General features: G+C 30.9%; 17 protein-coding genes. 1 reads left to right on the forward strand and 16 read right to left on the reverse strand.

The annotated features are described in order from the left end of the window. Positions 1–9: 9 nt before the first annotated feature. The 5 genes from THESIDRAFT1_RS00655 to THESIDRAFT1_RS00675 all read right to left on the reverse strand — a co-directional run bounded on the left by THESIDRAFT1_RS00655 (position 10) and on the right by THESIDRAFT1_RS00675 (position 3512). Positions 10–1602, reverse strand: a complete 1593-nt coding sequence (locus THESIDRAFT1_RS00655; protein WP_006569181.1) for a putative ABC exporter domain-containing protein — start codon at positions 1600–1602, stop codon at positions 10–12. Next, positions 1599–2312, reverse strand: coding sequence for an ABC transporter ATP-binding protein (locus tag THESIDRAFT1_RS00660; RefSeq protein ID WP_006569182.1), 714 nt, complete (start codon positions 2310–2312; stop codon positions 1599–1601). Before THESIDRAFT1_RS00660 ends, THESIDRAFT1_RS00655 begins: the two co-directional genes overlap by 4 nt. Before the next feature lie 14 nt (positions 2313–2326). Continuing rightward, the gene (locus THESIDRAFT1_RS00665) at positions 2327–2524 is read right to left on the reverse strand and encodes a hypothetical protein (RefSeq protein WP_244262693.1); all 198 of its coding nucleotides are present in this window, start codon (positions 2522–2524) and stop codon (positions 2327–2329) included. A gap of 268 nt (positions 2525–2792) precedes the next feature. Then, on the reverse strand, positions 2793–3116 hold the full coding sequence (locus THESIDRAFT1_RS00670; RefSeq protein WP_006569183.1) for a DUF1648 domain-containing protein: 324 nt from the start codon (positions 3114–3116) through the stop codon (positions 2793–2795). Positions 3117–3182: 66 nt separating this feature from the next. Next, entirely contained in the window at positions 3183–3512 is a 330-nt protein-coding gene (locus tag THESIDRAFT1_RS00675; RefSeq protein ID WP_003867113.1) for a DUF1648 domain-containing protein, read from the reverse strand. 235 nt (positions 3513–3747) lie between these two features. Between THESIDRAFT1_RS00675 and THESIDRAFT1_RS00680 the strand changes: the two genes are divergently transcribed. After that, the gene (locus tag THESIDRAFT1_RS00680) at positions 3748–4665 is read left to right on the forward strand and encodes a 1-phosphofructokinase family hexose kinase (protein WP_006569184.1); all 918 of its coding nucleotides are present in this window, start codon (positions 3748–3750) and stop codon (positions 4663–4665) included. Positions 4666–4811: 146 nt separating this feature from the next. Here the strand turns inward: THESIDRAFT1_RS00680 and THESIDRAFT1_RS00685 are convergent, their stop codons facing one another. The 11 genes from THESIDRAFT1_RS00685 to THESIDRAFT1_RS00725 form a co-directional block, all read right to left on the reverse strand. Continuing rightward, positions 4812–5060, reverse strand: a complete 249-nt coding sequence (locus tag THESIDRAFT1_RS00685) for a hypothetical protein (RefSeq protein WP_006569185.1) — start codon at positions 5058–5060, stop codon at positions 4812–4814. 250 nt (positions 5061–5310) lie between these two features. Next, positions 5311–5598, reverse strand: coding sequence for a helix-turn-helix transcriptional regulator (locus THESIDRAFT1_RS00690; protein ID WP_157631997.1), 288 nt, complete (start codon positions 5596–5598; stop codon positions 5311–5313). A 182-nt stretch (positions 5599–5780) separates the two neighbouring features. Next, positions 5781–5933 carry a hypothetical protein gene (locus THESIDRAFT1_RS13140; protein ID WP_157631998.1) on the reverse strand — a complete coding sequence of 51 codons (153 nt, stop codon included), beginning with the start codon at positions 5931–5933 and terminating at the stop codon, positions 5781–5783. Between the two features lie 2 nt (positions 5934–5935). Further along, on the reverse strand, positions 5936–6604 hold the full coding sequence (locus tag THESIDRAFT1_RS13605; RefSeq protein ID WP_083837410.1) for an MFS transporter: 669 nt from the start codon (positions 6602–6604) through the stop codon (positions 5936–5938). Beyond that, positions 6580–7128 (reverse strand): MFS transporter, encoded by a 549-nt coding sequence (locus THESIDRAFT1_RS13610; protein ID WP_083837411.1) that lies wholly within the window; start codon positions 7126–7128, stop codon positions 6580–6582. The genes THESIDRAFT1_RS13605 and THESIDRAFT1_RS13610 overlap by 25 nt, the downstream gene beginning before the upstream one ends. Continuing rightward, the gene (locus THESIDRAFT1_RS00700) at positions 7116–7556 is read right to left on the reverse strand and encodes a radical SAM/SPASM domain-containing protein (protein WP_244262694.1); all 441 of its coding nucleotides are present in this window, start codon (positions 7554–7556) and stop codon (positions 7116–7118) included. The genes THESIDRAFT1_RS13610 and THESIDRAFT1_RS00700 overlap by 13 nt, the downstream gene beginning before the upstream one ends. 262 nt (positions 7557–7818) lie before the next feature. Beyond that, positions 7819–8514, reverse strand: coding sequence for a CPBP family intramembrane glutamic endopeptidase (locus THESIDRAFT1_RS00705; RefSeq protein WP_006569188.1), 696 nt, complete (start codon positions 8512–8514; stop codon positions 7819–7821). A gap of 746 nt (positions 8515–9260) precedes the next feature. Further along, positions 9261–9938, reverse strand: a complete 678-nt coding sequence (locus tag THESIDRAFT1_RS00710; protein WP_006569190.1) for a sigma-54-dependent transcriptional regulator family protein — start codon at positions 9936–9938, stop codon at positions 9261–9263. A gap of 205 nt (positions 9939–10143) precedes the next feature. Continuing rightward, positions 10144–10941 carry an ABC transporter permease gene (locus tag THESIDRAFT1_RS00715; protein ID WP_006569191.1) on the reverse strand — a complete coding sequence of 266 codons (798 nt, stop codon included), beginning with the start codon at positions 10939–10941 and terminating at the stop codon, positions 10144–10146. Positions 10942–10944: 3 nt separating this feature from the next. Continuing rightward, the gene (locus THESIDRAFT1_RS00720) at positions 10945–11616 is read right to left on the reverse strand and encodes an ABC transporter permease (RefSeq protein ID WP_244262695.1); all 672 of its coding nucleotides are present in this window, start codon (positions 11614–11616) and stop codon (positions 10945–10947) included. A gap of 135 nt (positions 11617–11751) precedes the next feature. Beyond that, positions 11752–12744 carry an ABC transporter ATP-binding protein gene (locus THESIDRAFT1_RS00725; RefSeq protein WP_006569193.1) on the reverse strand — a complete coding sequence of 331 codons (993 nt, stop codon included), beginning with the start codon at positions 12742–12744 and terminating at the stop codon, positions 11752–11754. Positions 12745–12874 lie beyond the last annotated feature (130 nt).

The following is a 12874-nucleotide window of genomic DNA, read 5'->3' on the forward strand; positions in this document are numbered from 1 at the left end:
AATTTTCCCTCACTTCAGCTCCAACCTCTCAAATATATAATTTGCAAAGAGCAAAAACATTCCCGCTTCTAAAAGCATTATTATAGAAGCTGATAAAATGCCTATTCCCATACTTTTTGTCGCAATGCCCAAAGGAATGGAAACTAATCCTACAGGTATAAGCACAAATAATAATCCAAACAACCTAAAAAAAGGTATTGCTACTTTAAGGTCTTCTTTTGATGGCATAAAAATAAGCAAAAAAGCGTAGGAAAAATTCTGTAAAACCGAAAGACTTATTATAAACAGTATAGCTGCAATAGTATTAAGCAAGCCGGGTTTTATAAAAATTGAAGCAGGTACTATAAGAAGTATCGCCGTTATAAACGATTTTAAAAGAGGTACAAAGTTTACTGCAATAAGCTTTTCTATGCCTTCTCCCGGAATTATATAAATGTACATTCTATTTAATTCTGCCCCTATTGCTGAGACCATACTCAAAAGCCAAGCCATATAAGCGTACATAAAAGCCAAAACAAATATTATAGTGCTATCATTTTTAGGAAGAAAATATCCAAAAGCAATTGAAATTACAAGCAAAAAGAGGTTATAAAAATTAAAATATATAGAGCCTATCTGTCTTTTATTTTCTACCATTTTAAGCCATATAAATGCCCATGGACCTTTTGGTGAAAATTTCACTTCTACTTTTCTTTTTTTCTTTTTTATATTTTCTTCCGTACCTGACAAGTTACCTTTATCGGCCTTTTCTCTTATTTTTCTTATATTTTCATTGTAAGTGACAACTTCCTCATAATAGTCTGTCGCAAAATAAAGTCCTATAAATACAAGCAAACCTATTGTTACAAATTGTAAAATTATCTGTATTATTGCGTTGTGAGAATTACCAGTAAAATATGAAAGTATAAGTCCTTTTGAAGGTCCTATAATAGGAACATAATCCCATCCTTTTAAGTCAAAATATTCAATAAAACCATAAATGTTTTGCTCTTTATAGGCAAAATACACTGCAGAACCGAGAACCAAGACTAATACACTCCATAAAATGTATTTTATTATCTCTTTTGCATTAAACTTCATTGAAATGGAGTAAAATAAAAAGCTTAAAGGACTAAGTGCAAGATAAAAAGTAAATATTCCGAGGTATCCCCAAATTAAGTTCTGTGAATATTTGAAAATTTCCATTGTAACACTTAAAAAAGGCAGATATATGATAAATAGAACAGCAATAAATAAATTTTTAAAAATGCTCCTTACCATGTACCAGAAAAATATCATTCTTTCTCTTATCGGGGAAGACAACAAAAAATCTGTATCTCCTGGGCTCAATATAATTCCCGGCTGTCTTAAGGAGGTAAATAAAGAAGCAAAAACTCCCAAAAGCATAACCGCTATCAAAACTGCATTAAAAACTTCAAATTTTATCGTACTTATTTCATTGAATGTCTTTCCCCTGTTTGTTATCACAGGTATTAAAATGAATACAAACCAGATAAATTGAAGAAGATATATAAATATTCTTTTGGGGTTTTTAATTATATCCTTCACAAAATTTTTAAATCTTAATAAGTCCAATGTAAGCAAAGCCTTTATTTCTGTCATTTTGTCACCTCCAAAAAGAGGTCTTCTAATGTGCCATTAGGTCCTGCTTTTTCCATAACCTCTTCAAGAGTACCTTCATAGATGAGCTTTCCCGCTTTTAAAATAAGCACTCTGTCTCCAAGATTTTGAACTGAATCTAGCATGTGTGTACTCAAAAGAACAGATTTGCCTTCTTTTTTAAGTTCGCGTATGGTATCTTTTAGCTCTCTAATCGCCTTAGGGTCAAGCCCTACAAAGGGTTCATCAAAAAGCATTACCTCAGGTTTGTGCAAAAGGCCGCAAATAACCATCACCTTTTGCCTCATACCTTTTGACAGATTTGCTCCTAATTCATCTTTTTTATCCAAAAGGTCATAGGCTTCAAGGTATCTTAGAGCATCTTCTTCCCAGTTGCCAAGATTATAGGCAAGAGCTATAAATTTCATATGCTCCCAAACTGTAAGCATTGGGTATATGTCAGGAATTTCAGGTATGTAGGAAAGCTTTTTTCGCGCCTCTTTGTCTTTATAGTCATAACCGCATACCTTTATCTCTCCCTCTGTCTTTCTCAAAAGTCCCATTATAGTCTTTAAAGTAGTACTTTTACCTGCCCCGTTTGGACCAATAAGACCCACGACTTCACCGGGATAAAGTTCAAAAGTAATGCCATCAACCGCTTTTATTTTGCCGTAATACTTTTTTAAATTTTTAATAGACAATACGCTATTCATCGTAACCCTCCATTTTAGTGTGAATTTTCAACTGTTGTGGTAACAGTATTCAGTTGTGTTGAGTCAATCTTTGTGATAGACGATATCTCATAAGTTTCTGTACTCTGAGATTTTTCAATTGTAAATTCAACTGTGCCGATTGGCTTATCATTTTCAAAAATATCATACGTTAATCTCTGATAATCTCCCCCCGGAATCTTATCAATCCCCATAGGTTCTGCATTCTGTGAACAGCCTGCAAGAATTATTAACAAAAAGCTTCAAAATGATAAAATATCGCAACAATAAAATATATCAAGAGACTTACCTCTATCGTAAAAGTTATTAGACAAGAAATTTTTAACACAATATTATAAATTCTACAAATTCCCCCAAAATCCTTCTTTTATTTCCAAGTCATATCAAAATTTTACATGCTTTTAACAAATCTTTATCAGCTTGCCTCTTCACACTTCTAACTATTTATAATCAAAAAGCTTACTATTTTCGTATAAAAACATACAATAGAAAAATGTCAAAAAATAAAAGTATAGCCCCTGCTGCAATATCATATGTCCCATGAAAAATTTTCTTTTTCCCTTTTGCTTGAGGATATTTTATTGCAATATAAGAAAACAACTGCAATATAGGTATAAAAAATATAAATTCCAACTTAGATACAGCATAATTTATATTTCCAAATGTATCCCTTTGAAGTGGTATACTTTCAGGTAGATACTTATATGCGAAAATATTTATAATAAAGGTTATAACTGGAAAAATATAACCACATTTATAAAAATAATTTATTATTCTTCTTGACATTTTAGTACCATCCACCTTTATTTACTTATTTTACTATAAAATGTTTTTAAAAAGTTAAAATTACAATTACCCTTTCAAAACGCTTTTTAAATTTATTATAAGAATTATTACATCTACAATTAGCATAAGCAGATTAACAAAAATAGCGTATAAATACGTATAAAGTGTTTCCCCTATACTTTTTGTCTTGAGTCTTACATATCCATAAAATAACAATTGTATTAAAGGAAGTATAAAAACAAATGTCATTTTAGAGACAGTATTTGAAATACTACCATCAAAATGCCACTGAATAGCAACTGTCTGTGGCAATGCCTTATAAAAAATGATGTTTATGATAAATGTTAAAACAGCAAATAACCAGTTATTTTTGCCTAAAAAATTTATTGCTCGCATAAAATTTTTCTCCCTTCTTATATTACGTTTTTCTCTTCATTTAGCTTTTTTCTTTTCATACATCAAGCCAAATATAAGAGCTAAAAATATCAACCAAAGATTCGTTATAATTATAACACTCGCTTCCTATAAAATCCACTATACTTTCGTATAGTATCTCAAACTATAATACCTTGTAACTCATCTCCCAATAGTTTATAATGGAAAAAAGAGTATACGTAAGGAGGAGATAATTTTGATTTTTACACTGACACTAAACCCATGTTTAGACAGATATTTATATATCGATGAGCTTATACCTGAAGATACAATAAGAGTATATAGAATTGAAGATTATGCAGCAGGAAAAGGAATTAATGTCTCAAGAGTTATAAAAGAAATTGGCGGCAATTCCATTGCTATATGCCCTTTAGGAGGCAATAATGGAAATCAGATACAATTTCTTCTTGATAATGAAAGAGTATTATATTCAGCAATAAGAATAGAGAAAGAAACACGCATGAATATTATAATACAAACTTTAAAAGGCCAGTATAGAATGAGCCTACCTGGTGCGCCGCTTACAAGTTTGGAATACGACCTTATAATAGATATGCTAAAAGCAATAACAAGAAAGAAAGATACTTTAGTGGTCTCTGGAAGTTTGCCTGAAGGTTTATCTCCATCAGTTTATTTTGATATTGTAAAACTATGTAATGATATGGGCCTTAGGGTATATGTTGATACCGATGGGGATAATCTTAAAGAGGCTGTAAAAGCACATCCTTTTGGTATAAAACCTAATTTGTTTGAGCTATCAAGATTATTAGGAAGAGATTTAAAAAAGGATGAAGTACCTTCTGCGGCAAAAGAAATAAGTGAAAAATACGGCATAAATGATGTGCTTGTAACCCTTGGAAAAGATGGTGCTATTGTTTATGTGGATAAAAAGACATACAAAATAGATCCAATAGAAGTAAAAGTAAAAAGCGCAGTAGGAGCTGGAGACTCTTTTCTTGCAGGATTTGTTTATAAAAGAGATGAGTCGGTAGAAGAAGCATTAAAATGGGCGGTAGCCAGCAGTTCTGCTTCAGTTATGAATGAAGGAACAACTCTGTGTAAAATAAAGGATGTGGTAAATCTTCTTGATAAAGCTACTGTAAAAAGGATATAACTTAAATGGGCGTAAGCCTACCATAAAATAAAAAATGGCACTACATATATAAATGCTACAAAGTCTGTCAAGGGCTACGCCCATTCATATTACATTATCTTGTCATCTCAGATTTTTTAGACATGCACACTGCCTCCTATATATTTTTAACCCAATTTTAATAGTGGAATCTTAAATATCAATACGAAGAAAAGGAAAGATAGTACCAATATTAAATCAGAAATAAATCCGTCAACGGAAGCGTTAATAAACCGCAAATTTTCACTGGCGTATTTCCTAAGAGGATAATACACAACACCTGCAAAAACAGGAAAAGATAAAATCGCAAGCAGTATTCCATACACAAAATTATATTCCACCTTCAATGTATTAAACCCTACTGCCAGAAGGCACACTAACCCTCCCTCGGCGATGAGAAAATAGATCGTTTTTAACGTTTTTTTATGTCTCTCTTATTTTCACTTTCTATCACTTCATTCTCTTTCTTGTTAACATTTAAATTTTCCATAATATACCTCCTTCCTTTTATACTAAACTTTTCCTACTACCATTATAATATCCAAATTTATACTCTGTCTACTATATTTTAGTATAGTCTTTTTTATATTTCCAGTTAATGCTTACATAAATAAGAAAAAAACTATACTAAAGTATAGTCTCAAATTTTAATCTACATCTATTAAACCTAACTTCTGCTTTTATCACTGCCTCTTTGATATTTTTTACTCCAAGTTTTTCTAATATCTTTCTCTTGTGATATTTCACAGTCACAACCCCTATTCCAAGAGCTTCTGCTATGTCTAATTCTCTGTATTTCTTTGCCTCCAATACCAGTATTTTTATCTGGTTGTCATTTAATTTTATCTTTATCTCTTCTTTCAATATCTTTTCATATTCAACTGCTATTTTCTCAGCCAGCAGTTTTATTTCCATTGATACTTCATTTGTGATTTTTTTATTAATAGTTGATATATCAACATAACCATGATAATAAATTCGCTCATCTTCTTTACTCTTTCAAGTGCTTCATACAACACTTTTGCTGCATTTGTTTAAAAATACGGATTTATAGCAGTAAAAATCATAAAACTGTTTATACCCGGTGTACCGCTTTATTAATATGTACCCAATAATCCATTTTTTCTGGCGTACCTACTACTCATGTCAAAAACTACCTCAAAGCCCTCTGGCAGATATTTAAACCACCCAATAGTCCTGCTTTTTTCAAGACTTCCACCAGTTCTTCCCCTATTGTCTAAAGTACTCAAAGTCACAGCTCTTTTTCTAATCCTATTGCCCTTTTAAAAGGTATACTGGAAATTAAAGCTGTAATTAAAGATAAGAAAAGTGCAGCATAAAGACCCTTTTTGTCACTTAAGACTCCAAAGGAGTAAGTACATAGAATTGTAGAAACACTAATAAACAAACTATATATTGAAATAATCGTTGCACGCTCTGAAGAAGGTATTAACTTATTAAAATAAGACATAAAAATCGGAGTGTGTGCAGAATATACTGCTGTATAAATAATATAAGGTATAAACGAATACTTGGGAATCGCATACATCATAAATATAAACAATGCAGATGTAATACTGACAATCATTAGTGTGCGAGCTGCCCCTTTAAATCTTTCAGCTATCCTGTCAGCATAACGGGGCACAAAAATACTAAGTACCATCGTTAATGCTAAAATAATACCAAACAATTCTACAGGTATGCCTGCCCTTTCGAAATAGGGCTGCCACAACATTGACATGATTCCCGATGAAAAGAAAAAGAAAAAAGCTCCAATTGTAATAAATAATAAAATCCCGTGTTTAAATAGATACACAGTTCCTTTAGCAATTTTATTAAAATACTCTCTGTAACTGTATTCGTCCGTTTTTTTCTGTAATTTAGCTTCTTTGCCCGCTAAAAATACGTAAATAAAAACCAAAAAATCCCTATACCTTCTATTAGCCAGATTTCTCTAAAGATATTATAACGTACTAAAACGCTGCCTCCTAAAAATCCTATCGTACTACCTAAATAGTTAAAACTTGTAAGACGTCCCCAGTATTTTGTCAGGTCTATTTCTTTTTGACCGAAAAGAAATGAATCAGCAAACCAAGATTCAAAGGCTCCAGAATTAAGAGTTGCTCCAACTCCTGATAAGAAATATAAAAATAATAAAACTGTAAAAGAGGTGTTGAAATATATCCCAATAGAAGTTAAACTGCCAATCAATAAAGATAAAAGAACAGAAAATTTACGGCTATATGTATCAGCAAAAGCACCCGTAGGTATTTCGAATAATATGACCGCTATGTGGTTTATTATTATGAGGAGTGAAATTTGTGAAAAATCTAAATTAATTTTATTAAAATATATTACCCAAAATGGTGCCATTAAAGATGTAAAAAAACTTGAAAACAATGTTACCGTCAAGAAAAATCGTTCATTCCTTTTTAAATTTTGCATTTATTTAAATCCTCCTCTGAAGGAATAAATTTATCAAATTTTAGGAAATTTTCAGCAATACAATAATTCGTAGAACAGAAGCGAGCAAATTCACATTTGGTACACAGAAATTTTTTGCTTAATCTTTTGGAATAACTTCTTATCCTTTTCGCTTTCTCACTATTCCATATTTCAAAAATATCTTGTGATTTTATGTTGCCTAGAATTATTTTATCATCTACTCTTTGCTCGAAAATACGGCATGGAAGCACATTCCCATCAGGTTGAATTTCAAAACCGACGTTTATATTGCAACCTGGAACCTTTTGGTCTTCAATAGACTTGGGTACATCTCCCATTATTTTAATGCCTTTATATTTCCCTATTATATCCCAAATTTTTTCATTAACTTTCTTTATTTCCTCCTTATTTGGTACAATGTTTGACAATTGTTGCCCCCAATCCCAAGGTTTCAAGCGTGCAAATTTAACTGAAGTAACTCCCAAATCGCTTAACAATTTTACAGTTGTTATATCAGAAGCCAAATAAATTAAATAGTATTATCAAAATAAAAAAAATTCTGTTGAGAAGGTAAATCAACAAATTCAAAAACATTTTTATGCCCTCAATCATTACTTATAATCATATACCTCCAAATTTGTTATCAATAGCGGATTAAAATTGATATTGCTTTAGAAACTTACTTTTCCCTTAAAACATCCTTTTCCAAAACTCATTTTTATTAATTTCATAAAAGGTCTGGTTTTCACCTGTTTCAATATTTCTCTCTGATAATTTATTTAGAGTTTTGTTGTTTCTATTGAAATATTTAAAAATTTTATATGCTTCTATTAAAAATATAGAGACAATAATATAAAAAATCTCACCTGCATTTAAAATAAGTGAAAGATTCTTAAGAGGCCATGTTACTATAATTCCAGCATTTAATATGAAGTGCATTACACAGGCTGTATATATGTTTTTTGTCCGCAAATACAAATAACTAAAATATATTCCCCATAAAGTTAAATATAAATACGGTAATAATTTGTAACCATGAGAAGGCCAATGTCCTATCGCAAATAATATATTTGTCAATAAAACAGCAATTATTGCATGTAAAACTTTATTCTTCAGACTAATTATTTCTGATACTTTATGATAAATAATAACTCTAAATAAGTATTCTTCCGTTAGGGCAACAAACACAAATAAAAAAATAAATAATATTGCTCCTACATAATCTACCCAACTAACCCAATATAACGACTTCTCCTTTATGCCGGTCCAAATAGTAAAATTGTATATATGAAATATATCCAACAAACACTTTGTAATTCCTACCAGTAATATCGTAAAAACTATCAATTTCAAAAACGCTTTTAAAGAAATTTTGACATATTTCATATAATCAAATTTTTTTCAGCAAATATAGCGTTATAAATAACAACAAAAATTGTGATGTATAATTATATGTTAAAGTACTGATCATTCCTATAATAGGGGGATTGTGAATATCAAAAATTTTAAAGATAATTCGCAGTATATTTCCAATTATAAATCGTGTTCCATATACAAAGCCTGTATTAAATATAAGAAATATTAAGATTAATTTAGTTAATCTATTTATCACTCTAACCACCCATTCTTGTAAAAAATATGCGGTATCTATACCGCAATAACACTTTATCGTAATTTCTATTTTTTAAAATTTACCAGCTGTAATAACAGTATGATGCACAATAAGGATCGCACTTTTACCTTGCCACCACACATCCAGTCCAAAGGGCAATAATAAATTGAACACCCCATTACTGGTCCTGGATCCACTTGTACAGAATCCGGTTTTACAATATCTTTAGAATTCCTAGAATTTAGTGGTCAATCAAATACTCGATCACGTCACCTCCCTCCTTCTGTTATCCTTTTATTTTTCTTATATCTTAGTTTTTTAAATTTCTCATCACAACTAGAACACCTTATAGCTTATATTATAATTTATTACTTATTTAACCATTAAATGGATGTGTTTAATAAGCCCTATATCATATTTCCATATTATAGCAAAATGCTTTAACACATATCTCATGTAGTTTACCTTCCCATGTTTTACTGGAACTTAGTTCTTAATTCTTTCTGTCATGAAGTGGATGTCATTTATCTATCCCCAGAGCTTCTGCTATGTCTAATTCTCTGTATCCCTTTGCCTCTAATGCCAGTATTTTTGTCTGGCTGTCATTTAATTTTATCTTTATTTTATTTAGCTCTTTTTCTTTTACTATCTTTTCATACTCAGTTGCTATTTTCTCAGCTAGCAGTTTTATTACCATTGATACTTCATCCGCAATCTTTTTATCAATAGTTGATATATCCACATAGCCTACTATTTCCCCATTTTCTACTATTATAGGTGAAGCAATGCAGTGCCATTTTTTGAATATGTCACAGTAGTGCTCCTTAGGTCTTATATACACTTCTCTCTTTAATCGCATTGCCATTGAAATCGCATTTGTCCCACAGCTTTCTTCTCTAAAGGATACCCCCGGTTCAAAGCCTGAATCTTTTATACACTTTTTCTCTTCTGTATTGCATCTTACATCCAACAAATATCCTTCAATGTCAGTAAGCAAAAATAGATACTCACCTTTTACCCAATCCTCTTCTACACTCATATGAAAAGCTTCTATGAGTTCTTTATTTTTATGTATTTTCTTTTGCAAATCTTCTGGATTTAATATCACCAATGGCAGAGTTATTGAAGGGTCAATACCAATTTTCCTACACCTCTTATATGAAGAAATTAGTTCCTCTTGTGGACATGAAAAATTCACTTTTTATACCCCCTAAAATTTTAAAACGGCTTTTTTAATATTATACAATATTTTTAATAAAATTTGTGAAATTTGGAACAAAAGTCTCATTTTGGGGAACGAAAATGCATTTTTTACCTAATATTTTACAATTGGTAATTATAAAAAAATCGAGGAGAATACTCTCCTCTTAGGCTGTAGACAAAGTCAAATAAAAAATTTCTGCTTAATTGCCAGCACTTGAATAATGCCTTAAAGCCAAGTTCCAAACTTTGTATGAAATTAAGAAAAAGAGTATCGAAACTACAGGAGTTATTAATACTAGCATCAAACCATATTTATAATTTGCTATATAAAACAAACTGGGATAAAAAGCTGTAAAACCAATTGGAATCAAAACTGTAAAAACAATTTTGAGGATATCGTTGTATATTGTGATTGGATATTTTGAAAATTCAAAAAAATCCATTACAAGGTTGGATAAACCTGTTTCGCCAATTGTAAAAAAAGAAATTGAAGAAGATATTAGTCCCAAGGAAGCATATATTAAACTTCCTGAAAGAAGTAATACAGGCAAAAAGATTAATTTTATTGACACTATTTTCAGCCTAACAATGGCAATTATAAGAACAATTATGCCAAATATTAAATCTCCTATCCCATCTTCATCAAAAGAGTCTGCCATTATCTGAAATATGACATCAACCGGTTTTAATAAAAAACTATCTAATAAACCTGTCCTCGTATAGAAAGGCAGTGAAATAGTATTTATAAAAAAGCAGTGCCAAATTGCAAAACTTGTACTTGAAAAACCGTATAAAAATAAAATTTGATTGAAGTCCCATCCTTTAATATTGTCAATAAGGTGAAATATAAAAAAGATTATTAAAAGGTTTATCAAGTTCTTTAAAATCAAGGCAACAATTCCAAAAAGAAAATCAGCATCGTATTCCATAAAAGAGCTTATATTTATCTTTGTAAAGTGAATATAAAGCTTTATGTACCTCAAAAGCATATTTTTCATATATTAACCACCTTGTACCTTTATTTTCTTTAAGGCATTTCTATAGACAAGAACATACAATAAAAGCAATAAAGCAATTGATACAGTTTGATATTTTACTACATTACAAAAATCATAATTGGCTTTATTCATAATAAACTCTATGGGTGTAAAATAAATTATTCTAAAAGGAAGCCAATCAACTATCTTTCTAAAAACAGGAGGATAGAGAGATATTGGCATCAATCTTCCTGAAAATATTCCCACTATGACATATTTAAAGCTTTGTATTCCCCAAGTACTGGTGGTATAAAAAGCTATAATCCCCATCAGCAGTTCAAAAAAGAACACAAAAACATATGACAGTAAAAGTATAAGTGCAAATTGAAAAAATCTTAAAACTGTCAGTTCTAATTTATAAGGAAGAAGAACCAACAGAACTATAAAGATGAATCCCCCATTTATTAATAACCTATATGCACTTTTGCCCAGAGATTCATAAAATAGCTGTGTTTCAATTTTAACTGGTTTTAAAAGTAAATGAATGATGTCTCCTGTTCTAACATGAAAAGCTATTTTACTACTTACATCCGTTGGAAACACGTAACTTATAATCTGGGCTAAAAAGATATAAAAAATAATATCATTAAAACTATACTGTTTTATATCGCCGGAATGATATATAGCCCGCCACAAAAAATACTGCATAATTAGGTAAAGCAGACCAGATAAAAAACTAAAAAGGTACCTAATCTGTAAATGTATTGGCTTTCAAACCCTATTTTTATCAATTTAAAACCCAATTTTGCCTTTGTAGAGATTGTCTCCATTTTACCTGCCCCTATCTTTATTTTGAAGACAAATTTGTTTTACAATATCTTTAAAGTCAGGATATTTTATTTCTACTCCTAACACAGTATTGTAACTAAATACATCTGTAAGCACTTGAGGCACTAAATCTTTAGAAACGTTGTCAACCTTTAAAAAGTTTTTAGATATACTAAAAAGCAAACTTTTTACACTTTGTGGTATTACTGCTTCTTTGTTTTTCAGTGTAAAGATGATTTGGCTTCCAACTTCTAATGTGTTTAAAACTTCATCTTTTGAAGCATCAAGGAGAATCTTACCTCTATCCAAAATTATTATTCTATCACTTACCTCCTCAATGTCAGATAAATCGTGGGTAGTGAGAATAATTGTAACTTTCTTCTCTTTCTTGATTTCTTTTAAAAAATGAAGTAAGGCCTCTTTGCTAAAAACATCTAAACCTATGGTAGGCTCATCTAAAAACACAATCTCCGGCCCGTGTAGAAAAGCAGCGCATAACTCAGCCCTCATCTTTTCACCTAAACTCAATGTCCTTACTGGTCTATGCATAATTTCTTTTATATCAAGCACTTCAGAAAAATAATCAAGCCTTTCTTTAAAAACTTTATCATCTACATTATAAATTTCCTTCAGCAAGCTGTAAGACTCATAAGCTGGCAGGTCCCATCTTAACTGGGTTCTTTGTCCAAATACTGCCCCAATTCTATAATTGTTTTTCATTCTATGTTTTGAAGGAATATTGCCAAATACTCTGACCACACCCTCTGTAGGCTCTAAAATCCCTGTTAAAATTTTTATGATTGTGGATTTTCCAGCCCCATTTACTCCAATTAGCCCTACACTTTCACCCAAATCAATAGAAAAGCTGACATTATCTAATGCTTTAACTTCTTTTACACTTTCCCTACTCCATAGTCTTTTAAAAATCCTTCCAAGACTTTTCCCTTCATAAGCGCAATAAACTTTTGTTAAATTCTTAACCTCAATAACTCTCATTTGTATCCTGGTCACCCAAACTGTACAAAAATGTACAGTTTAGATAGCTGGGGTATTTGTAGTCCGCCCTTCAGACTTTCCCAGCCCAGCAGGCGGTTTTTGGGAAAGCCATAGCCCCTGCCCCAAGAAG

Source organism: Thermoanaerobacter siderophilus SR4 (assembly GCF_000262445.1).
GTDB classification, from domain to species: Bacteria; Bacillota; Thermoanaerobacteria; order Thermoanaerobacterales; family Thermoanaerobacteraceae; genus Thermoanaerobacter; species Thermoanaerobacter ethanolicus.

Bases quoted from the DNA above. Each gene is read 5' to 3' on its own strand.
- THESIDRAFT1_RS00725 (WP_006569193.1), bottom strand. From the start codon at position 12,744: ATGAGAGTTATTGAGGTTAAGAATTTAACAAAAGTTTATTGCGCTTAT.
- THESIDRAFT1_RS00660 (WP_006569182.1), bottom strand. From the start codon at position 2,312: ATGAATAGCGTATTGTCTATTAAAAATTTAAAAAAGTATTACGGCAAA.
- THESIDRAFT1_RS00690 (WP_157631997.1), bottom strand. From the start codon at position 5,598: ATGGAAATAAAACTGCTGGCTGAGAAAATAGCAGTTGAATATGAAAAG.
- THESIDRAFT1_RS00715 (WP_006569191.1), bottom strand. From the start codon at position 10,941: ATGAAAAATATGCTTTTGAGGTACATAAAGCTTTATATTCACTTTACA.
- THESIDRAFT1_RS00670 (WP_006569183.1), bottom strand. From the start codon at position 3,116: ATGTCAAGAAGAATAATAAATTATTTTTATAAATGTGGTTATATTTTT.
- THESIDRAFT1_RS00675 (WP_003867113.1), bottom strand. From the start codon at position 3,512: ATGCGAGCAATAAATTTTTTAGGCAAAAATAACTGGTTATTTGCTGTT.
- THESIDRAFT1_RS00665 (WP_244262693.1), bottom strand. From the start codon at position 2,524: ATGGGGATTGATAAGATTCCGGGGGGAGATTATCAGAGATTAACGTAT.
- THESIDRAFT1_RS00705 (WP_006569188.1), bottom strand. From the start codon at position 8,514: ATGAAATATGTCAAAATTTCTTTAAAAGCGTTTTTGAAATTGATAGTT.
- THESIDRAFT1_RS13610 (WP_083837411.1), bottom strand. From the start codon at position 7,128: ATGCAAAATTTAAAAAGGAATGAACGATTTTTCTTGACGGTAACATTG.
- THESIDRAFT1_RS00655 (WP_006569181.1), bottom strand. From the start codon at position 1,602: ATGACAGAAATAAAGGCTTTGCTTACATTGGACTTATTAAGATTTAAA.